The 20,801-nt window shown below is 71.9% G+C and carries 18 protein-coding genes; 15 read left to right on the top strand and 3 right to left on the bottom strand.

The window, feature by feature from the left end; all coding sequences use genetic code 11:
• Positions 1-4: 4 nt before the first annotated feature.
• The 3 genes from ACKUU6_RS04580 to ACKUU6_RS04570 form a co-directional block, all read right to left on the bottom strand.
• On the bottom strand, positions 5-520 hold the full coding sequence (locus ACKUU6_RS04580) for a hypothetical protein (protein WP_407987135.1): 516 nt from the start codon (positions 518-520) through the stop codon (positions 5-7).
• Positions 521-543: 23 nt separating this feature from the next.
• Positions 544-1,929, bottom strand: a complete 1,386-nt coding sequence (locus ACKUU6_RS04575; protein WP_407987134.1) for a M6 family metalloprotease domain-containing protein — start codon at positions 1,927-1,929, stop codon at positions 544-546.
• Positions 1,930-2,028: 99 nt separating this feature from the next.
• Positions 2,029-2,721, bottom strand: coding sequence for a Clp protease N-terminal domain-containing protein (locus ACKUU6_RS04570; protein ID WP_407987133.1), 693 nt, complete (start codon positions 2,719-2,721; stop codon positions 2,029-2,031).
• Between the two features lie 237 nt (positions 2,722-2,958).
• On the opposite strand from ACKUU6_RS04570, the gene argC reads away from it, so the two are divergent.
• From argC to cobT, 15 genes are all read left to right on the top strand, one after another.
• Positions 2,959-3,987, top strand: a complete 1,029-nt coding sequence (gene argC / locus ACKUU6_RS04565) for an N-acetyl-gamma-glutamyl-phosphate reductase (RefSeq protein WP_407987132.1) — start codon at positions 2,959-2,961, stop codon at positions 3,985-3,987.
• A 20-nt stretch (positions 3,988-4,007) separates the two neighbouring features.
• Positions 4,008-5,168 (top strand): bifunctional glutamate N-acetyltransferase/amino-acid acetyltransferase ArgJ, encoded by a 1,161-nt coding sequence (gene argJ, locus ACKUU6_RS04560; RefSeq protein WP_407992037.1) that lies wholly within the window; start codon positions 4,008-4,010, stop codon positions 5,166-5,168.
• Between the two features lie 14 nt (positions 5,169-5,182).
• On the top strand, positions 5,183-6,115 hold the full coding sequence (gene argB / locus ACKUU6_RS04555; protein WP_407987131.1) for an acetylglutamate kinase: 933 nt from the start codon (positions 5,183-5,185) through the stop codon (positions 6,113-6,115).
• Positions 6,112-7,305, top strand: a complete 1,194-nt coding sequence (locus tag ACKUU6_RS04550) for an acetylornithine transaminase (RefSeq protein WP_407987130.1) — start codon at positions 6,112-6,114, stop codon at positions 7,303-7,305. Before argB ends, ACKUU6_RS04550 begins: the two co-directional genes overlap by 4 nt.
• 24 nt (positions 7,306-7,329) lie before the next feature.
• The gene (locus ACKUU6_RS04545) at positions 7,330-7,878 is read left to right on the top strand and encodes an arginine repressor (RefSeq protein WP_407987129.1); all 549 of its coding nucleotides are present in this window, start codon (positions 7,330-7,332) and stop codon (positions 7,876-7,878) included.
• A gap of 186 nt (positions 7,879-8,064) precedes the next feature.
• Positions 8,065-9,258, top strand: coding sequence for an argininosuccinate synthase (locus ACKUU6_RS04540; RefSeq protein WP_407987128.1), 1,194 nt, complete (start codon positions 8,065-8,067; stop codon positions 9,256-9,258).
• Between the two features lie 80 nt (positions 9,259-9,338).
• Positions 9,339-10,763, top strand: coding sequence for an argininosuccinate lyase (gene argH / locus ACKUU6_RS04535; protein WP_407987127.1), 1,425 nt, complete (start codon positions 9,339-9,341; stop codon positions 10,761-10,763).
• Between the two features lie 53 nt (positions 10,764-10,816).
• Positions 10,817-11,104 (top strand): hypothetical protein, encoded by a 288-nt coding sequence (locus ACKUU6_RS04530; protein WP_407987126.1) that lies wholly within the window; start codon positions 10,817-10,819, stop codon positions 11,102-11,104.
• Positions 11,105-11,355: 251 nt separating this feature from the next.
• Positions 11,356-11,850, top strand: a complete 495-nt coding sequence (locus ACKUU6_RS04525) for a GNAT family N-acetyltransferase (RefSeq protein ID WP_407987125.1) — start codon at positions 11,356-11,358, stop codon at positions 11,848-11,850.
• Between the two features lie 399 nt (positions 11,851-12,249).
• On the top strand, positions 12,250-13,275 hold the full coding sequence (locus tag ACKUU6_RS04520) for a methionine ABC transporter ATP-binding protein (RefSeq protein WP_407987124.1): 1,026 nt from the start codon (positions 12,250-12,252) through the stop codon (positions 13,273-13,275).
• Positions 13,272-14,009, top strand: a complete 738-nt coding sequence (locus tag ACKUU6_RS04515) for a methionine ABC transporter permease (RefSeq protein ID WP_407987123.1) — start codon at positions 13,272-13,274, stop codon at positions 14,007-14,009. The genes ACKUU6_RS04520 and ACKUU6_RS04515 overlap by 4 nt, the downstream gene beginning before the upstream one ends.
• A gap of 45 nt (positions 14,010-14,054) precedes the next feature.
• Positions 14,055-14,882 carry a MetQ/NlpA family ABC transporter substrate-binding protein gene (locus ACKUU6_RS04510; protein WP_407987121.1) on the top strand — a complete coding sequence of 276 codons (828 nt, stop codon included), beginning with the start codon at positions 14,055-14,057 and terminating at the stop codon, positions 14,880-14,882.
• Positions 14,883-15,017: 135 nt separating this feature from the next.
• Positions 15,018-15,620, top strand: coding sequence for a GNAT family N-acetyltransferase (locus ACKUU6_RS04505; RefSeq protein WP_407987120.1), 603 nt, complete (start codon positions 15,018-15,020; stop codon positions 15,618-15,620).
• A gap of 127 nt (positions 15,621-15,747) precedes the next feature.
• Positions 15,748-17,007 (top strand): precorrin-6y C5,15-methyltransferase (decarboxylating) subunit CbiE, encoded by a 1,260-nt coding sequence (gene cbiE / locus ACKUU6_RS04500; protein WP_407987119.1) that lies wholly within the window; start codon positions 15,748-15,750, stop codon positions 17,005-17,007.
• Between the two features lie 487 nt (positions 17,008-17,494).
• Entirely contained in the window at positions 17,495-20,743 is a 3,249-nt protein-coding gene (cobT, locus tag ACKUU6_RS04495) for a nicotinate-nucleotide--dimethylbenzimidazole phosphoribosyltransferase (protein WP_407987118.1), read from the top strand.
• Positions 20,744-20,801: the final 58 nt, after the last annotated feature.

Here is a 20,801-nt window from a genome sequence, read left to right as displayed (position 1 = left end):
GCCGTCAGAGACCGGGCTCGACGCCGAAGTCGCCGGGTGCCGGGGCCTGTTCGGCCAGCACCTCGCCGACGGCCAGCCGGGCCCGGAGGCGGAGCACCGAGCCGGTCGGCAGGCCCGCCAGCTGCTCCTGCCGGACCGCCAGGTCGAGGGACTCGCCGACCCGCTGGGAGAGCAGGTCGGCCCGGCCCGGGACGGGGGTGGCGGACAGCACCTCCACGGTTGCCGCCTCCCAGCCGGGCAGCCGGGGGTGCGGGGTGGCCGCGAGCAGGCGGACCCGCAGGGCGGTGAGGTTCTCCACCGGGGCGACCACAGTTCCTACCTCCAGAGCGGCCGGGGCACCGGCCAACAGGTCGACGATCGCCGCGGCGCTCGGCTGACCGGTGTGCGATTCGTAGTAGCTGTACGCGGGCATCGGGTTCACCTCGAAGCAGACCCAGGCGCCGTCCGGGCGCTCGCGCAGGTCGATCCCGGCCGGTGGGAGCCCGAGCTCGGTGGCCGGCCGGACCGAGCGCCGCTCCACCTCAGACGGTAGCTCGTACGCGGTCAGCTCGGCGTGCCGCCCGTCCCGCAGGAGACCGAGACGGTGGCGGTCATGGTGGCGGCCGGGGCCGGGATGGAGCTGATGGACACACAGGTGGCCGCGCCCGCGTAGGACCTGGTGCTCGGTGAGCTGGAGCCGTTCAGGGTGACGTTGCCGGTGCTGCCCGGGTACGGGTCGCCGGCGTCGCCTCGGTTGTGGGCGAGCTCCAGGTCGCGTTTGGCGTCGGCCTGGAGCAGGCCGACCTTGTAGTGGTTCTCGTCGGTGTTGCCGGGCTTGCTCTCGTCGATGTGCCAGACCAGCAGGCCCGAGCCGGGGAGCGAGACGTCGTAGCCGCTCTGCTGGCGGTTCTCCGCCAGGAAGTACTCGCTGCCGCCGGTGCCGTCCTTCCAGAGCCGGTGCACGGTGTGGCTGGACTTCACGTCCTCGAAGGCGACCGGGCCGCCAGTGGTGACCACGGTGGCGCTCGCCCAGCCCTGGTTCACCTTGCACCAGGCCGACGGGTGCACCGGGATGTCACCGCCGCCGCCCCAGGAGCCGCCACCCATCAGGCACCAGTTGCCGACGCCTTCGGAGGTGCTGTCGGTGTCGTACAGGTCGGGGAAGCCGAACAGCAGGTGGCCGAGCTCGTGGGCGCAGACGCCGATCTTCGCGTCCTCGGGAATGGTCAGGTAGGCGAAGATCTTGGTGCCGTCGGCGTTCTGCGCGGCGGGCAGCGTCCACTTGTGGGACCAGAGGTCGCCGGGCCGGCCGGTGGCCTCGCCGCCGGACCCGGCGTGCACCACGATGAACGCGTCCACGAAGCCGTTGCCGTCGTTGTCGTACGGGGCGAAGTCGATCAGCGGGTCGGCGGCCAGCGCGGTGTCCCGGGCCATCAGGTGGGCGCGTGGCTCGCCGCTGGGGCGGCCGATGCCGAAGTTGCCGTTGGCGTACCAGGCGAGGGTCTGCGGCAGCCGGATCGGGCCCATCACCTCGCCCACGATGTCGATCAGACCGTGCGTGACCTCGCGGTAGTACTCCCGCACGCTGCCGTGCGGGAGCTCACCGAGCGAGAAGAACAGCTGCTCGAAGTGGGACTTGGTGGCCGTCATGGCGTGGTCGGAGAAGTCGGCCAGCACCACCGCCACCCGGACCGCACCGCGCAGCGGGGCGCGGTCCGCGGCGGCCGACTGGATGGTGTCGTAGGGGGTGCCGAGCGGGAACTCGTCCGGCGGGAAGATCGCGCCGTCGTCGAAGCCGAGCCGCTTGGGGGTGCGCCCGACCGCCAGCTGGCCGGCGATCTCGTCGGGGCCGGAACGGACCCGGGCCAGCTCCGCCCGGAGGCGTTCGCGCAGCTCCGGGCTGGGGGCGACGGCGCAGAAGTCGGACCAGACGGCACGGGTTCCGGACAAGGCGACTCCCTCGGCGGCGGACTGCGATCTCGTGGCGACTCATGGTAGTCGCGCGAGCGCCCGTTGGATACCGCCGTTCGAGGGAGAAGCCTTGGTGGGTCAGCTCTGTTCGAGAACGAAGGTTTCGGTGGCAGCCTTGCCCGCGCCGAGCCGTCCGAGCACGCCGTCCGCCCCTTCCAGCTCCAGCAGGGCGAGCAGGATGTGCTCGGTGCCCACGTGGTTGTGGCCGAGCCGGAGCGCCTCACGGAAGGTCAGCTCCAACGCCTTCTTGCCGCCGGCGTCGTACGGGATCAGTCCCGGCACGTCCGCCACCGGCGCGGGCAGCACGGCGCCGACGGCCGCGCGGAGCGCCTCGGCCGTGACGCCCTGCGCGAGCAGGGCCCGGGTGCCGGTTGACTCGGGGGTGGCGAGCAGGCCGAGCGCCAGGTGCTCCGCGCGGATCTCGGGGTTGCCAGCGGTGCGGGCCTCCTCCTGCGAGGCCATCACCACCTGGCGGGCCCGATCGGTGAAACGGCCGAAACCCTGGCTCGGGTCGAGGTCACCGGGCTCGCCCGGGTCCTTGGCCACGAAGCGCTTCTGGGCGGCCTGCCTGGTTACGCCCATGCTCTTGCCGATGTCGGTCCAGGAGGCGCCGGAGCGCCGGGCCTGGTCCACGAAGTGTCCGATCAGGTGGTCGGCGAGGTCGCCGAGGTGGTCGGCGGCGATGACGGCTCCGGAGAGCTGGTCCAGCGCGTCGGGGTGCACCTTCTTGATGGCGTCGATCAGGTCGTCGAGCCGTACGGGGATCGTCATGCGTCAACGATAGGTTGACACTTTTGAATATGTCAACCATAAGTTGACAGCTGTCGGCGAGGAGTCAGGGTGGCCTGTCCTTCTCGCGACCTGACGGAGACGTGCTCGTTCACGGGTGCGGTTCGACTGGGCCGTGGCACGCTGCCGACGGATTTGCCGCGCCGGTGGGCCATGGGGGCTCCTTGCATGAATGTTCGGTGATGCGTATATTCATGCCAAGTCCTAGGAGGGATCATCATGGCATTGCGAGTCGCCGTCGCCGGCGCCAGTGGATACGCGGGCGGGGAGGTGCTGCGCCTGTTGCTCGGGCACCCGGAGATCGAGATCGGGGCGCTGACCGGCGGTTCCAATGCCGGGACCACCTTCGGCGAGCTCCAGCCGCACCTGCTGCCGCTGGCCGGCCGGGTGTTGGAGCCGACCACCCCCGAGGTGCTGGCCGGGCACGACATCGTCTTCCTCGGGCTGCCGCACGGGCAGTCGGCCGCCGTCGCCGAGGCGCTCGGCGACGACGTGCTGGTGGTGGACTGCGGGGCCGACTTCCGGCTCAAGGACCCGGCGGTCTGGGAGAAGTTCTACGGCTCTCCGCACGCCGGCACCTGGCCGTACGGCCTGCCCGAGCTGCCCGGCCACCGGGCCGCGCTCAAGGGCACCAAGCGGATCGCCGTCCCCGGCTGCTACCCGACCGCCGTCTCGCTCGCGCTGTTCCCGGCGTACACCGCGAAGCTGGCCGAGCCGGAGGCCGTGGTTGTGGCCGCCTCGGGCACGTCCGGAGCGGGCAAGGCCGTCAAGGCGCACCTGCTCGGCAGCGAGGTGATGGGCTCGATGAGCCCGTACGGCGTCGGCGGCGGGCACCGGCACACGCCCGAGATGGCGCAGAACCTCGGCCCGGTCGCGGGTGAGGACATCACCGTCTCGTTCACCCCCACCCTGGCGCCGATGCCGCGCGGCATCCTGGCCACGTGCAGCGCCAAGGCGAAGCCCGGCGTGACCGCCGCGAGCCTGCGCGCCGCGTACGAGGAGGCCTTCGCGGGCGAGCCGTTCGTCCGGCTGCTGCCGGAGGGCCAGTGGCCCCGGACCAGCTCGGTCTACGGCTCGAACGCCGCGCTGGTCCAGGTCGCACTGGACGAGCACGCCGGCCGGATCATCGCGATCAGCGCGATCGACAACCTGGTCAAGGGCACCGCCGGTGGCGCGGTGCAGAGCATGAACATCGCCCTCGGACTCCCCGAGGAGCTCGGCCTTCCGCTGAACGGAGTTGCACCGTGACGACCAGTCAGGCTGTGAACATTGAAGGCGTCGGAGTGACGGCGGCCAAGGGTTTCCGCGCCGCCGGCGTCACCGCGGGCATCAAGGCCAGCGGCACCCCCGATCTGGCCCTGGTGGTCAACGACGGACCGTCCAACGCCGCCGCCGGCGTCTTCACCTCCAACCGGGTCAAGGCCGCCCCCGTGCTCTGGTCGGAGCAGGTGGTGAAGGGCGGCAGGATCTCCGCGGTGGTCCTCAACTCCGGTGGCGCCAACGCCTGTACCGGCCCGCTGGGCTTCCAGGACACCCACGCCACCGCCGAGAAGGTGGCCGCCGAGCTGGCCCTGAGCGCGGGCGAGGTGGCGGTCGCCTCCACCGGCCTGATCGGTGTCCGGCTGCCGATGGACATCCTGCTGCCCGGCGTCGAGCAGGCCGCCAAGGCGCTCGCCGCCGACGGTGGCGAGGCCGCCGCGATCGCCATCAAGACCACTGACACCGTGCACAAGACCGCGCAGGTGACGAAGAACGGCTGGACGGTCGGCGGGATGGCCAAGGGCGCGGGCATGCTCGCTCCCGGTCTGGCCACCATGCTGGTGGTGCTGACCACCGACGCCGACGTCACCGCCGGGGGGCTGGATGTCGCGCTGCGCAGCGCGACGAACACCACCTTCGACCGGATCGACTCGGACGGCTGCATGTCCACCAACGACACGGTGCTGCTGCTGGCCTCGGCCGCCTCCGGGGTCGTCCCGGAGCAGGACGAGTTCGCCGCCGCGGTGGCCACCGTCTGCGCCGACCTGGCCCGCCAGCTGATCGGCGACGCCGAGGGCGCGAGCAAGGACATCCGGATCGACGTGACGGGCGCCGCCACCGAGCAGGAGGCCGTCCAGGTGGCCCGGGTGATCTCCCGCAACAACCTGCTCAAGTGCGCCCTGCACGGCGAGGACCCGAACTGGGGCCGGGTGCTGGCCGCGATCGGCACCACCGACGCGGCCTTCGACCCCGACCAGCTGAACGTGGCGATCAACGGCGTCTGGGTCTGCAAGGACGGCAGCGTCGGCGAGGACCGCAACCTGGTGGACATGACCGGCCGCGAGGTGGTCATCACCGCCGACCTGCGGGCCGGCGAGGCGGCGGCCACGGTGTGGACCAACGACCTCACCGCCGACTACGTGCACGAGAACAGCGCCTACTCCAGCTGATCCGGGGGACCACCGTGAAGATCGCACCCAAGGGCGAACAGGCCCGTAACAACACCGCGTTGCCCAAGGCCCTGACTCTGATCGAGGCGCTGCCCTGGCTGGAGCGTTTCCACGGCAAGACCGTGGTGATCAAGTTCGGCGGCAACGCCATGGTCGACGAGTCGCTGAAGGCGGCCTTCGCCCAGGACGTGGTCTTCCTCCGCTACGCCGGTCTGCACCCGGTGGTGGTGCACGGCGGTGGCCCGCAGATCAACGCCCAGCTGGGCAAGCTCGGTCTGGAGTCCTCGTTCACCAACGGCCTGCGGGTCACCACCCCCGAGACCATGGACGTGGTCCGGATGGTGCTGGCCGGCCAGGTCCAGCGCGAGCTGGTCGGGCTGCTGAACGAGCACGGCCCGTTCGCGGTCGGCATGACCGGCGAGGACGCGCACACCATGACCGCCGTGAAGCGGTACGCGGTGGTGGACGGCGAGCAGGTCGACATCGGCCTGGTCGGAGACATCGTCAACATCGAGGCGGGCGCGGTCAAGGCGCTGATCGGGGACGGCCGGATCCCGGTCATCTCCTCGATCGCGCGCGGCACCGACGGCCACGTCTACAACATCAACGCGGACACCGCGGCCGCCGCGCTGGCCGTCGCGCTGGGCGCCGAGATGCTGGTGGTGCTGACCGACGTCGAGGGGCTGTACGCGGACTGGCCCAACTCGGACGACGTGATCAGCCAGCTCGGCACCACCGAGCTGGAGGAGCTGCTGCCGACGCTGGCCAGCGGCATGCTGCCGAAGATGGAGGGCTGCCTCAACGCGGTCCGCTCGGGCGTCGGCACCGCGCGCGTCCTGGACGGGCGGGTGCAGCACAGCCTGCTGCTGGAGATCTTCACCGACGAGGGCATCGGCACCATGGTGGTGCCGGACGACGAAGCAACGGTCCTGGGGGGCCTGGCATGACGAACACCCAGCTCACGCAGCGGTGGCAGCACTCGCTGATGGACAACTACGGCACCCCCCGGATCCCGCTGGTACGGGGCGCGGGCTCAACCTTCTGGGACGCCGACGGCAAGGAGTACCTCGACCTGGTCGGCGGGATCGCGGTGAACGCCCTCGGCACCGCCCACCCGGCGATCGTCGAGGCGGTCACCGCGCAGATCGGGCAGCTCGGCCACGTCTCCAACCTGTTCATCGCCGAGCCGACCGTCCGGCTGGCCGAGCGGCTGCTGGAGCTGTTCGGCCGCGAGGGCGGCCGGGTCTTTTTCTGCAACTCCGGCACCGAGGCCAACGAGGCCGCCTTCAAGATCAGCCGACTGACCGGCCGGACCCACCTGGTCTCGCTCGAGGGCAGCTTCCACGGCCGGACCATGGGCGCCCTGTCGCTCACCGCCCAGCCCGCCAAGCAGACCCCGTTCGTCCCGCTGCCCGGTGACGTCACCTACGTCCCGTTCGGCGACATCGAAGCACTGCGGGCAGCCGTCACCACCGAGACCGCCGCCGTCTTCCTGGAGCCGATCCAGGGCGAGAACGGCGCGATCCCGCTGCCCGAGGGCTATCTGACGGCGGCCCGGGAGATCACCCGGGCGACCGGCACCCTGCTGGTGCTGGACGAGATCCAGACCGGTATCGGCCGGACCGGCCACTGGTTCGCCCACCAGGCGTACGAGGGCGTCGAGCCGGACGTCGTCACGCTGGCCAAGGGCCTCGGCGGGGGACTGCCCATCGGGGTGACGGTGGCGTTCGGACCGGCCGCCGAGCTGTTCCACGCGGGTCACCACGGCACCACCTTCGGCGGGAACCCGGTGGTGGCGGCGGCGGGTCTGGCGGTGCTCGACACGATCGTCGCGGACGGGCTGCTGGCGCACGTGCAGAAGGTCGGTGAGCAGCTGCGTACCGGTATCGAGGCGATCGGTTCCCCGCTGGTGGACCACGTCCGGGGCACGGGCCTGCTGCTGGGCATCGTGCTCACCGCGCCGGTCGCCGGCCAGGTCCAGGCCGCCGCCCAGCAGGCCGGGTTCCTGGTCAACGCCGCCGTGCCGGACGCCGTCCGGCTGGTGCCCCCGCTGGTCCTCACCGAGCAGGAGGCGGACCGCTTCCTGGCCGCGCTCCCGGAGATCCTGAACAGCGTCGCCCCCGACGCGAACGCCTGAGCGAACTCCGGGAGAATCCTCGACATGACCGAACCCAATCCCGACCAGCCCGCCGCCGGGCCGACATCGCAGGTCCCGCAGACCCGCACCGCACGGCACCGGCGGATCGTGGACCTGTTGACCCGTCAGCCCGTCCGCTCGCAGAGCCAGCTGGCCAAGCTGCTCGCCGACGACGGCCTCGTGGTCACCCAGGCCACCCTCTCCCGGGACCTGGACGAACTGGGCGCGGTGAAGATCCGGAACCGGGACGGCGCACTCATCTACGCCGTCCCGGCCGAGGGTGGCGACCGGACGCCGCGCGCCCCGATGGGGGAGTCCGCCACCGAGGGCCGGATGGCCAGGCTGGCGGGCGAGCTGATGGTGTCCGCCACCGCCTCCGGCAACCTGGTGGTGCTCCGGACCCCTCCGGGCGCCGCCCAGTTCCTCGCCTCGGCGATCGACCAGGCCGAGGTCTTCGAGATCATCGGCACCATCGCCGGTGACGACACCGTCCTCCTGATCAGCCGCGACCCGTCCGGCGGCCAGGCCCTCGCCGACCACCTGATGCAACTGGCCCAGGCCAAGGCCCAGTGACCGACCCCGGACCCGTCCAAGCCCGAGGCTCCCGCCGTCCCATCCCTCGCTGAGCCCAGCGGGCGGCCCGTCCCGCCACCCCCGGGGCCCGCCCCAGGCGTCCCCGCGTTTTGAATTTCATACGGCGTAGTGCATACTTATGCCTGTCGTCGTAACCCTGTTCGCACTGTTGTGAAGGAGAAAGCCGTGACCGAGCGCGTCGTACTCGCCTACTCGGGCGGTCTGGACACGTCCGTCTGCATCGGCTGGATCGCCGAGGAGACGGGCGCCGAGGTCATCGCCGTCGCCGTCGACGTCGGCCAGGGCGGCGAGGACCTGGACGCGATCCGCCAGCGCGCGCTGGACTGCGGCGCCGTCGCGGCCGAGGTCGCCGACGCCCGCGACGAGTTCGCGAACGAGTACTGCCTGCCGGCCCTCAAGGCGAACGCCCTCTACCAGGGCCAGTACCCGCTGGTCTCGGCGCTGTCCCGGCCGGCCATCGTCAAGCACCTGGTCGCCGCCGCCAAGAAGCACGGCGCCACCACGGTCGCCCACGGCTGCACCGGCAAGGGCAACGACCAGGTCCGGTTCGAGGTCGGCATCCAGTCGCTCGCCCCCGAGCTGAAGTGCATCGCCCCGGTCCGCGACTACGCGATGACCCGGGACAAGGCGATCGCCTTCGCCGAGGCGAAGAACCTCCCGATCGTCACCACCAAGAAGAACCCGTACTCGATCGACCAGAACGTCTTCGGTCGTGCCGTCGAGACCGGCTTCCTCGAGGACATCTGGAACGCCCCGATCGAGGACGTCTACGAGTACACCCAGGACCCGGCCACCCCGCGTGCGGCGGACGAGGTCGTCATCACCTTCGAGGCCGGTGTCCCGGTGGCCATCGACGGCCGCAAGGTGTCGGTGCTCCAGGCGATCGAAGAGCTCAACAAGCGCGCCGGCGCCCAGGGCGTCGGCCGGCTCGACATGGTCGAGGACCGCCTGGTCGGCATCAAGTCCCGGGAGATCTACGAGGCCCCCGGCGCGATCGCGCTGATCACCGCGCACCAGGCGCTGGAGAACGTCACCGTCGAGCGCGAGCTGGCCCGCTACAAGCGGCAGGTCGAGCAGCGCTGGGCCGAGCTGGTCTACGACGGCCTGTGGTTCTCCCCGCTCAAGCGCGCGCTGGACGGCTTCCTGAACGAGGCCAACCAGGTCGTCTCCGGCGAGATCCGGATGGTCCTGCACGGCGGCCGCGCCGTGGTGAACGGCCGCAAGTCGGACCAGTCGCTGTACGACTTCAACCTCGCCACCTACGACACCGGCGACACCTTCGACCAGTCGATGTCCAAGGGCTTCATCGAGATCTTCGGCATGTCCTCGAAGATCGCCGCCCGTCGCGACCTGGCCTGAGCCACGCCCTGACGCCCCGGCTGCGCTCAGGCAGCCGGGGCGCTGCCCTACCCCCGTAACGACCAGAAGGAGCCCACGCGATGACCGCCGATCAGAACGCCGACGTCCGCCTCTGGGGCGCGCGCTTCGCCGACGGCCCCTCCGAGGCGCTGGCCAAGCTCTCCGCCTCGGTGCACTTCGACTGGCGGCTGGCCCCGTACGACATCGCGGGCTCCAAAGCGCACGCCCGGGTGCTGCACCAGGCCGGGCTGCTCACCGACGAGGAACTGGCCGGCATGCTCGGCGGCCTCGACGCGCTGCTGGCGGACGTGGCGTCAGGCGCCTTCACCGGCACGGTCGCCGACGAGGACGTGCACACCGCGCTGGAGCGCGGCCTCCTGGAGCGGCTCGGCCCGGACCTGGGCGGCAAGCTCCGGGCCGGCCGGTCGCGGAACGACCAGATCGCCACCCTGTTCCGGATGTACCTGCGGGACCACGCGAAGATCATCGGCGGCCTGCTGCTCGACCTCCAGCACGCCCTGGTCGGCCTGGCCGAGGCGCACCCGGACACCGCGATGCCGGGCCGCACCCACCTCCAGCACGCCCAGCCGGTGCTGTTCGCCCACCACGTCCTCGCCCACGTCCAGGCCCTCGGCCGGGACGCCGAGCGGCTGCGGCAGTGGGACACCAGGACCGCCGTCTCCCCGTACGGCTCCGGTGCGCTGGCCGGTTCCTCGCTCGGCCTGGACCCGGAGGCGGTCGCCGCCGAGCTGGGCTTCGAGCGCGGCTCGGTGGGCAACTCGATCGACGGCACCGCCTCGCGGGACTTCGTGGCCGAGTTCGCCTTCGTCACCGCGATGATCGGGATCAACCTCTCGCGGATCGCGGAGGAGGTGATCATCTGGAACACCAAGGAGTTCGGCTTCATCACGCTGCACGACGCCTTCTCCACCGGCTCCTCGATCATGCCGCAGAAGAAGAACCCGGACATCGCCGAGCTGGCCCGGGGCAAGTCCGGCCGCCTGATCGGCAACCTGACCGGCCTGCTGGCCACCCTCAAGGCGCTCCCGCTGGCGTACAACCGGGACCTCCAGGAGGACAAGGAGCCGGTCTTCGACTCCTGCGACACGCTCGAGGTCCTGCTGCCCGCCTTCACCGGCATGATGGCCACCCTGACGGTCCACCGGGAGCGGCTGGAGGAGCTGGCCCCGGCCGGCTTCTCGCTGGCCACCGACATCGCCGAGTGGCTGGTCAGGCAGGGCGTCCCGTTCCGGGTCGCGCACGAGGTGGCCGGCGCCTGCGTCAAGGTCTGCGAAGGCCTGGGCATCGAGCTCTCCGACCTGACGGACCAGCAGTTCGCCGAGATCTCCGAGCACCTGACGCCCGAGGTCCGCTCGGTGCTCAGCGTGCACGGTTCGATCGCCTCCCGGACCGGCCGGGGCGGCACCGCCCCGTCCGCCGTCGCGGCCCAGCTGGCCGAGCTCAAGGCCGACCTGGCGGTCCAGCAGGAGTGGGTCCAGGGCTGATCACCACCTGAACGAGGGGGCGCCTCCGGGCGCCCCCTCGTCGTTTGCCGGGTGTGATCCGTTACGCCGAACTGCGCCCCGTCCTCACCCGAACGGAGTGGGTGGTCCCCTCCGCCGAGGAGCAGGTGCTCACCGCCGCCCGGGAGCGCGCGGTGCGCCGCGCGCTGGCCCGCCTGCCCGGCCGCTGCCCCGAACTGATGACCGCGCTGGCCGAGGCGCCCGAGTTGACGTACCACCAACTCGCCGAGCGGCTCGGCCTGCCGCGCGGCAGTATCGGACCCACCCGCTCACGCTGCCTCGCCTGCCTGCGCGCCCTCCTGCACAACGAACGGTCGGAGTGATGCTCACCACGTCCGGCGGCCGGAAGGTTGCCGGAGGCCGGACGGTGGGTAGAGCGGTGGCGAACGTGTCCTTGACGGTGTGTCGAGCGGCCGGATACTGGGCCTGCGCGCAGATCCGACTCCGGAGACAGCCAGGGCACGACTGCGCCACCCCCGGTCAGGGCCGATCCCCGGCCGGGAATCCTTCGCAGGGCAACCGGTGCACACCCTCACCCCGGGCACCGGGAACTAACGACGGGAGGCCCCAGCACATGGGCATGAGTGTGAACATCTCGGTGGCGAACGCAGAGGACGCGGAGCAGATCCTCAAGCTCCAGTACCTCGGCTACCAGTCCGAGGCCGAGCTGTACGGCGACTGGGCGATCGAGCCCCTGACCCAGACCCTGGAGAGCCTGCGCGCCGAACTGGCCGAGCGCCACGTGCTGGTCGCCCGGCTCGGCGAGGAGATCGTCGGCACCGTCCGCGGCTCGGTGGACCGGGACGGCACCGCCCACGTGGACCGCCTGGTGGTGCACCCCCGGATGCAGCGCCACGGCCTCGGCGGCCGGCTGCTGGAGGCGGTGGAGCGTCGGCTCGTCGCCGAGGCCCCGGTCGCTTCCTTCGAGCTGTTCACCGGCCACCGCAGCCTGGGCAACCTGCGGCTGTACGCCCGGCACGGCTACCGGCAGACCGGCGTCCGCGAGGTCAGCCGGAGCCTGAGCATCGTCACTCTGACGAAGCGGGTGGCGGTCGCGGCCGCTGCCTGAACGGACGACCCGAACGGCCGAGGAGCACCCGACCTGATGACCGGTCGGGTGCTCTTTCCGTTGGTACGCCTGTGTCGTGTCCGCATTTCGGACCGGCGTTCCTGATAATTGGGACTGTGTCCATATGTCTGATTTACTTTGATCCATGACCACGACGACGACCTGCACCCCCACCGGCAGCACGCCGGCCGGAGAGCGCGGCATGTGTTGTTGTCGAATGTGTCGCTTCTGAGGGCTTCCGCCCCTCTTCCCGCGCACCCCGTGCCGTGACTCGTAAGGGTCATGCCCACGCGCGCCCCCGCCGCTCAGCGGCAACGATCGAAGCATGGCCGGACCTGATCCTCACTCAGAGGTGTGCCTCCGCATGCCGTCGTCCGCCCCCGACCAACGGAAGCAGCCGTGATCACCACCAAGGACCTGACCAAGGTCTACCGAACCCGAGGCCGCGAGGTCACCGCCCTGGCCGGGGTGGACCTGCACGTGCGCGAGGGTGAGGTCTACGGAGTCGTCGGCACCAGCGGCGCCGGCAAGTCCACCCTGATCCGCTGCGTCAACATGCTGGAGCGCCCCAGCTCCGGCTCGGTCACCGTGAACGGCGTCGAGCTCACCGCGCTGCCCGGCACCGAGCAGCGCGCCGGAGCGGAACTGCGGGCCGCCCGCCGCCGGATCGGCATGGTCTTCCAGCACTTCAACCTGCTCGCCTCGCGCACCGTGCAGCAGAACGTCGAACTCCCGCTGGAGATCGTCGGCCTGGACCGCACCGAACGCCGCCGCAAGGCCGGCGAGCTGCTGGAACTGGTCGGCCTGGCCGACAAGGCTCGCGCCTACCCCGGCCAGCTCTCCGGCGGCCAGAAGCAGCGGGTCGGCATCGCCAGGGCGCTGGCCGGCGACCCCAAGGTGCTGCTCTCCGACGAGGCCACCTCGGCGCTGGACCCGGAGACCACCCGCTCGATCCTCGCCCTGCTGCGCGACCTCAACCAACAGCTCGGTCTGACCGTCCTGCTGATCACCCATGAGATGGACGTCATCAAGTCCGTCTGCGACTCCGCCGCCCTGATGCGCGGGGGCCGGGTGGTCGAGGCCGGGAGGCTGACCGACCTGCTCGCCACCGGGAACTCCGAGCTGGCCCGCGAGCTCTTCCCGCTCGGCGAGTTCGGCTCCGGCCACCCCGGTCACACGGTGCTGGAGATCACCTTCCAGGGCGACACCTCGGCCCGGCCGTTCGTCTCCCTGCTGGCCCGCACCTACCAGATCGACATCAACATCCTCGGCGCCGCCGTCGAGACCATCGGTGGCCGGATGGTCGGCCGGATGCGGGTCGAACTGCCCGGCGGTCACCGGGACAACGTGGTGCCGATCGGCTTCCTGCGTGAGCAGGGCCTGCAGGTGGACGTGCTCGACGAGAAGGGCGGGGCAGCGGCATGACCTGGGACGAGATGCTGGAACTCATGCGGCCCGCCACCGTGGAGACCTTCCAGATGGTCGGCGTCGCGTCGGTCACCACCGTGCTGCTCGGCCTCCCGCTGGGCCTGCTGCTGGTGCTCACCGACCGGGGCGGAGCGCTGCAGAACGTCCCGGTCAACCGGGTCCTGGGCACCGTGGTGAACATCGGCCGCTCGCTGCCGTTCATCATCCTGATGGTCGCCCTGCAGGGCTTCACCAAGAACCTGGTGGGCACCACCATCGGCTGGGAGGCGGCCACCGTGCCGCTGACCATCGGGGCCATCCCGTTCTTCGCCCGGCTGGTGGAGACCGCCGTCCGCGAGGTGGACGGCGGTCTGCTGGAAGCCGTGCACGCGATGGGCGGGGGCACCTGGACCACCGTCCGCAAGGTACTGGTCCCCGAGTCGCTGCCCGCGCTGGTCTCCTCGGCCACCACCACGGTCATCGCGCTGATCGGCTTCTCCGCGATGGCGGGAACGGTCGGCGGCGGCGGCCTGGGCACCCTGGCCGTCAACTACGGCTACCAGCGCTTCGAGACCGCCTTCATGTGGGTGATCGTCGCCGAGCTGGTGGTCATCGTGATGGCCGTCCAGCTGATCGGCGACCTGATCGTCCGTCGGCTCGCCAATCGCGGCCGGTCCGGCGGGCGGACCCGCCTGCTGCGCTCCCGCGCCGACACCCCGGAGAAGGACGAGGAGCTCGTCCTCCCGCACTGACCACACCCGCACCACCCGAAACACCCATGGAGAAAGGCACTTTTCGTGCGTAACGTCCTGAAGTTCACCAGCGTCATCGCCACCGCCGGGCTCGCCCTCTCGCTCACCGCCTGCGGCAGCGACGGCTCCTCGTCGGGCTCCGGCTCGGACGCCGCGCTCAAGGTGATCGCGAGCCCGACCCCGCATGCGCAGATCCTGGACTACGTCAAGAAGAACCTGGCCGACGCGGCCGGGCTCAAGCTCGACGTCAAGGTGGTCACCGACTACGTGACCCCGAACACCGCCGTCCAGGACGGCTCGGCCGACGCCAACTACTTCCAGCACGTCCCGTACCTCGAGGACTTCAACAAGAAGCACGGCACCACGATCGTCTCGGTCGGGACCGTGCACCTGGAGCCGCTCGGCCTGTACTCCAAGAAGGTGAAGTCGGCCGGTGAGCTCGCCACCGGCGCCACCGTCGGCCTGCCCAACGACGCCACCAACGAGGGCCGGGCGCTCAAGCTGCTCGCCGACAACGACGTCATCAAGCTGAAGGACGGCGTCGGCACCGCCGCCACCCCGGCCGACGTGGTGGCCAACCCGAAGAACCTCAAGTGGAAGGAGCTGGACGCCGCCCAGCTCCCGCGCTCGCTCGCCGACCTGGACGCCGCCGTCATCAACGGCAACTACGCGCTCGACTCGGGTCTCAAGCCCGCCTCCGACGCGATCCTGCTGGAGAAGGCCACCGGCAACCCGTACGCCAACATCCTGGCCGTCAAGAAGGGCAAGGAGAACGACCCCCGGGTGAAGAAGCTCACCGAGCTGCTGCACTCCGACAAGGTCAAGGAGTACATCAACACCACCTTCAACGGTTCGGTCATCCCGGCCTTCTGAACGGTCTTCTGACGACGTGTGACAGCACCCCTGCCGGTCGGGCGGGGGTGCTGTCGTGCTGTTTGCGGGTACCGTGTCACGGCCCGGACAGGGCGGGGCGTACCGTAAGTCCACGACCGGCGAGGAGAGAGACGGATGGCAGCGAGCTTCCCCGAGACCGCGATCAGCACCGAGCGGCTGCTGCTGCGCCCCCTCGCGGAGACGGACGCGCCGAGTCTGGTCGCCATGATGGCCGACGAGCAGGTGCACGCCTGGACCGCCATCCCCCAGCCGTTCACCGACGGCCACGCCCTGGAGTGGATCAGGGAGTTGGCCCCCGCTCGCCGCGCGGACGGGCGAGGAATCGTTTTCGCCGTCACCGAGAATCTGACGCACCGTGTGGTCGGCGTGGTCGAACTGCGCTGCACCGACTGGCGGTTGCGCTCCACCGAGGTGACGTACGTGACCGCCGCCTGGGCGCGCGGCGAGGGCTACGCGCCGGAGGCCGTGAACGGCGTCGCGCAGTGGCTGTTCGAGGACCGCGACTTCCTTCGGCTCGAACTGCGCACCGCCGCCGGCAACACCGCCGGGCAGCAGGTCGCCCAGAAGCTCGGCTGCATCAGTGAGGGGGTGCTGCGGAGCGCCTGGATAGTGCGGGACGGTGAGGAGAGCCGCAGCGACCTGATCCTGTGGAGCCTGCTCCCGGAGGACCTCGAACCGGTGAGCGTCCGGGAGCCGCAATACGCCGCCGGGCGCTGAGTCGTCAGGTCGCTGAGGCGTCCCGTCCTGCGGCTCGCGCGAGTGCGACGCCGTACGGCAGTGCGAGCGGGTAGCCTCGGGCACCGGGGGCCGTCCGGCCGTCTGGGGACTGAGGGAGCAGCGGTAGATGGCGGACCGGATCACGGTCATCGGGTGGGACGGCACACCACTGACCGAGGCGGCCGCCTCGGCGCTCGCGGGCGCGACCCTGGTCGCGGGGGCGCCCTACCAACTGGCCGCGCTGCCGGTCCCGTCCGGCGCCGAGCGCCTCACGCTCGGGAACGTACAGCAGGCCGCCCGCCGGATCACCGAACACCGGGGCGCCGCCGTGGTGGTGGCCGAGGGTGATCCGGGGTACTTCGGGGTGGTCCGCGAGCTGCGCCGCCCCGAGTACGGCCTCGAACTGGAGGTGCTGCCGGGTGTCTCCTCGGTGGCCGCCGCCTTCGCCCGGGCGGGCATGCCGTGGGAGGACGCCCAGGTGGTGAGCGCGCACGGCGGACGGCTGCGCCGGGCGGCGAACGTCTGCCGCGCTTATCCGAAGGTCGCGGTGCTCACCACGGCCGGCGCCGGGCCGAGCGAACTCGCGCTGATGCTCCGCGGGGTGCACCGCACCTTCGTGGTCTGCGAGGCGCTGGGCACCGCCGACGAGGACATCACCGTGCTCACCTCGGACCGGGTGCCGGACCACGACTGGCGCGACCCGGCGGTGGTCCTGGTGATCGGCGGCACGGGTGCCAACCACGCGCCCACCGAGACCTCCGGCTGGCTGGCCGGCCGCCCGCTCGGCTTCCCCGGACCCGACCGGGGCTGGGCGCTGGACGCCGAGGCGTACGCGGGTGCCGAGCGGAGCACGGGAGCGGCGGGTGGAATCGGCTCCGCGCTGCCTCCGCACGTCCGCGCGCTGGCGCTGGCCAGGCTCGGTCCGGTGCCCGGCGAGCTGCTCTGGGCTGTCGGCGCGGGCAGCGGCGCGCTGGCCGTCGAGATCGGACGTTTCGGTGCGGCGGTGGTGGCGGTGGAGGCCTCCCGTTCGGCGTGCGCGCAGATCACCGTGAACGCCCGCCGGTACGGCGTCGAGCTCGAGGTGGTGCACGGGATCGGCCCGGAGGTGCTCGGTGGGCTGCCCGAACCGGACGCGGTGGTGGTCGAGTCCGGCGGTGCCGAGGTCGTCCGGGCGGTGCTGGACCGCAGACCTGAGCGGCTGGTCGCGGTGGCGCACTCGCTGGGCGACGCCGAGGAGATCCGGGCCGCCATCGCGGGCGCGGGGTACCGGGTGGACGGCGCACTGCTGCAGTCCGCGCCCCTCGGGCCCGGGCACGGGAGTGCAGCCGGACTGGGCCTCGGGCCGGGGGAGCAGAGCCTGGTGCTCTGGGGCGAGCAGAGCTCCTGACAGGCTTTCGACAAGTGCTCGGCACGCGCACGGCACGCGCTCGACCGGTGCCCGCCAGCCGCTCGGCAGGCGGTGCGAATCGGACACCGGTTCGGGAGTCGATCGGGGATGGCCGGTAGGGTGAGGCGTTCGAGCGCGCATGCGATCGACGGTTCGTGTCCAGTTCGTCCTGTCTGCCACCTTTCTGACGTGGCGGAACCCACAGGCCGGACCGGTCGCGGACATTCGACGTGGAGCAGGTCGGCCCGGAAGAATGCCATCGGGTCCGGTGCGGTCGTGCCGGTTGTCCCGGGCTGTCGTTGTTTCTGATGGTGTGCCACCCCTCCCACGGGCGGCCCACCGGTCCGGAGCACGGCATGGCGGACGCCGGTCCCGAGGACGGACGGACGAACGGGCGGGAGCACGGCCCGCCCCGAGCGGAGAATTGGGTGCGGCGGTCGGCGATCACCGCGCCCAGGGTGCGGCAGCGCCCGGAAGGAGCTTTGAGATGACCGATGGCGGCCACGTCCTCAGCGAGGGCCTGCCCGAGCACCTGCTCGGCGGCGCCGAACCGCTCGGCCGCCCGGAGGGCGTCCCGACGCCGGGTGCCGAACCCCACTCCGCCTACACCTTCCTGGACCAGCCCGACGGGCTGGACGAGGACGAGGACGTGCTGCTGATGCCAGGACCGCAGGTGTCCTGGGGCGACGCGGCCGTGCACGGGGCGGTCGAGACGGTCGTGGTGAACGACCCCGCCGCCGCGCCTCAGCCGGGCGAGACCATGACCCTGCGGACGGTCGAGGAACCGCAGGCGGCTCCGGCCGCTTCGGCCGGCCAGCCGGTGGAGCCCTCCTGGCCGCCGCTCAACCCGCCGCTTGCGGGCCCGCCCGTGGCGGCTGCAGAACCGGTTGCTCAGCCTGCTCCCGACGCGCTCGGCCAGCAGGTCGGGGGTCAGCCGGTCGCCCAGCCCACCGCGCAGGTGACGGCCCCTCAGCCGCCGCGCCGCCCGCTGCACGCCGGCCCGCCGATCCCGGACCCCTCGCTGATGACCGGCCACGTGCCGGTCCGCTCGCTCGCCGACCGTGGCCCTTCGGGGAGCACTCCGGCGTACGGCGTGCCGATCGTGCCCGCTCCAGTGGTGGTCCCGCCGGTACCGGCGCCCGCTCCGGTGGCGGCTCCGGTGCAGCCCGAGCCGGTCGCGGCCGTCGAGGTCCCGGTGGCGCCGGTCGAGGCCGTCGTGGCTGCCGAGCCCGTGCTGACGGAGCCCGTGGTGGTGGAGGCGCCGATCGCCGAGGTGCCCGTCGAGCCGGTCGCGGTGGCGCCGGTCGTGGCCGAGCCGATTGCGGTCGAGGTGCCGGTCGAGCCGGTGGCCGCCGAGCCTGTGTCCGTCGAGGTGCCGACCGAGGCGCCGGTGGTGACCGAGGTGCCGGTCGAGCCGATCGCGGTGGAGCCGGTCGTGGCCGAGGCACCCGTCGAGGCGGTGGCCCAAGTGGTCGCCGAGCCCGTGGTCGCGGAGCCCGTCACCGCCGAGTCCGTGGTCGTGGAGCCCGCGACTGCGGCGGAACCCGTCGCCGTGGAGCCCGTGGTCGCCGAGCCGAGCGCCGTCGAGGTGCCGGCCGAGCCGGTCGCGATCCCGGCTCAGGCCGCCGCGCCCGTCCGCCAGCCCGGCCGGATCTCGGCGTTCCTGGCCGCCCCGGCCCCGCACGGTCTGCCGACCGTCGAGGCCGAGCCCCGGCCCGAGACCGCCCCGTCCGCCGAGACCGTCAGCGGCGAGATGACGCCCGCGGCCTTCCCGACCCAGCCCCAGGAGCCGTCCGCCCCCGAGCTGACGGTCGTTCAGCCCGAGCCGGTGTCCGAGGCCGTGGACGAGGTCGCGGACCCGGTGGCAGAGGCCGTGGAGCCCGCGCCCGCCGCTCCCGAAGCGCCCCAGCTCCAGCCTGAGGCTGCGACCGAGCCCCAGCCCCAGCCCGAGGCAGTCGTGGAGCAGCCCGAGACCGAGCGCCCGCCCGCCGCCCCCGGTTACGACGAGGCCGGCCGCGACGCCGTCCACCAGGTGATCCGCGAGCGCCGCGACATCCGCAACGGCTTCCGCCCCGACCCGATCCCGCACGAGGTGCTGATCCGGGTCCTGGAGGCCGCCCACACCGCGCCCAGCGTCGGCTACTCGCAGCCGTGGGACTTCGTGGTGATCCGTTCGGCCAAGACCCGCCGTCGGATGCACGAACTGGCGGAGCGTCAGCGTGAGGCGTACGCCGACTCGCTGCCCAAGGCGCGGGCCAAGCAGTTCAAGGAAATGAAGATCGAGGCCATCCTCGACACCCCGGTGAACATCGTGGTCACCGCCGACCGCACCCGGGGCGGCCGGCACACCCTGGGCCGCCACACGCAGCCGCAGATGGCCCCGTACTCGGCCGCCCTGGCGGTGGAGAACCTCTGGCTGGCCGCCCGCGCCGAGGGCCTGGGCGTCGGCTGGGTGAGCTTCTTCGACGAGGAGGAGATGGTCCGCGAGCTGGGCCTGCCCGACCACCTGGACGTGGTCGCGTACCTCTGCGTCGGGTACGTGGACTCGTTCCCCGAGGAGCCCGAGCTCCAGCAGCAGGGCTGGGCCAAGAAGCGGCCGCTGTCCTGGGTGGTGCACGAGGAGCAGTACGGCAACCGCGCGCTACCCGGCGAGGAGCCGTCCAGCCTGCTCACCGACACCCTGCGCGGTATCCGTCCGCTGGACGCCAAGGCGCTCGGCGAGGCGTGGGACCGGTTGAAGCGGATGACCAAGCCGGCCGGTTCGCTCGGCATGCTGGAGATCATCGCCGCCCAGCTGAGCGGCCTGTCCCGGAAGTGCCCGCCGCCGATCCCTGAGCCCGGCTGCGTGGCGATCTTCGCGGGCGACCACGGCGTGCACGCCCAGGGCGTCACTCCGTGGCCGCAGGAGGTCACCGCCCAGATGGTGGCGAACTTCCTGGCCGGGGGGGCGGTGGTCAACGCCTTCGCCGCCCAGGTCGGCGCCGAGGTCTGCGTGGTCGACGTCGGCGTCGCCGCCGAACTGCCCGAGCCGATCCAGCAGGGCAGGACCACCGGCCTGCTGCCGCGCAAGGTCAAGTCCGGCACGGACGACATGACCCAGGGTCCGGCGATGAGCCGGGACGAGGCGCTCAAGGCGATCGAGGTCGGCATCGAGACCGCCCGCGACCTGGTCGCGGCCGGGAACAAGGTGCTGATCACCGGCGACATGGGCATCGCCAACACCACGGCCTCCGCCGCCCTGACCGCGGTCTTCGCGGGTGTGGACCCGGCCGAGGTGACCGGTCGCGGCACGGGTATCGACGACGAGACGCACGCCCGGAAGATCGAGGTCGTCCGCCGCGCCCTGACCCTGCACCAGCCGGACCCGTCCGACCCGATCGGCGTACTGGCTGCGGTCGGCGGTCTGGAGCACGCCGCGATCGCGGGCTTCCTGCTGGGCGCCGCCTCGCTGCGCACCCCGGTGATCCTGGACGGCGTGATCGCCGGTTCGGCCGCACTGGTCGCCAAGGCCATCGCCCCCGAGGTGCTGGCCGCCTGCATCGCCGGCCACCGCTCGGCCGAGCCGGGCCACCAGGCCGCGCTGGCCAAGCTCGGCCTGCGCCCCCTGATCGAGCTGGACCTGCGGCTCGGCGAGGGCACCGGCGCACTGCTGGCCCTCCCGCTGGTGCAGAGTGCGGCCCGGGCGATGCACGATGTAGCCACCTTCGACTCCGCCGGCGTCACCGAAAAGAACTGACGCAGCCGCCACCCCGCACCGGCCCGAGGGCGCGCCGGTGCGGGGCGCGCTGCCGTAC

Source organism: Kitasatospora sp. CMC57, assembly GCF_045866025.2.
Lineage (GTDB): Bacteria > Actinomycetota > Actinomycetes > Streptomycetales > Streptomycetaceae > Kitasatospora.
Note: the sequence above shows the minus strand (reverse complement) of the source record. Positions and strands in the feature narration are given on the sequence as shown.

Excerpts from the sequence above, each read along its gene's own strand:
- argH (WP_407987127.1), top strand. The coding sequence starts at position 9,339 with ATGACCGCCGATCAGAACGCCGACGTCCGCCTCTGGGGCGCGCGCTTC.
- ACKUU6_RS04515 (WP_407987123.1), top strand. The coding sequence starts at position 13,272 with ATGACCTGGGACGAGATGCTGGAACTCATGCGGCCCGCCACCGTGGAG.
- ACKUU6_RS04570 (WP_407987133.1), bottom strand. The coding sequence starts at position 2,721 with ATGACGATCCCCGTACGGCTCGACGACCTGATCGACGCCATCAAGAAG.
- argC (WP_407987132.1), top strand. The coding sequence starts at position 2,959 with ATGGCATTGCGAGTCGCCGTCGCCGGCGCCAGTGGATACGCGGGCGGG.
- ACKUU6_RS04505 (WP_407987120.1), top strand. The coding sequence starts at position 15,018 with ATGGCAGCGAGCTTCCCCGAGACCGCGATCAGCACCGAGCGGCTGCTG.
- ACKUU6_RS04545 (WP_407987129.1), top strand. The coding sequence starts at position 7,330 with ATGACCGAACCCAATCCCGACCAGCCCGCCGCCGGGCCGACATCGCAG.
- ACKUU6_RS04550 (WP_407987130.1), top strand. The coding sequence starts at position 6,112 with ATGACGAACACCCAGCTCACGCAGCGGTGGCAGCACTCGCTGATGGAC.
- ACKUU6_RS04525 (WP_407987125.1), top strand. The coding sequence starts at position 11,356 with ATGGGCATGAGTGTGAACATCTCGGTGGCGAACGCAGAGGACGCGGAG.
- cbiE (WP_407987119.1), top strand. The coding sequence starts at position 15,748 with ATGGCGGACCGGATCACGGTCATCGGGTGGGACGGCACACCACTGACC.
- cobT (WP_407987118.1), top strand. The coding sequence starts at position 17,495 with ATGACCGATGGCGGCCACGTCCTCAGCGAGGGCCTGCCCGAGCACCTG.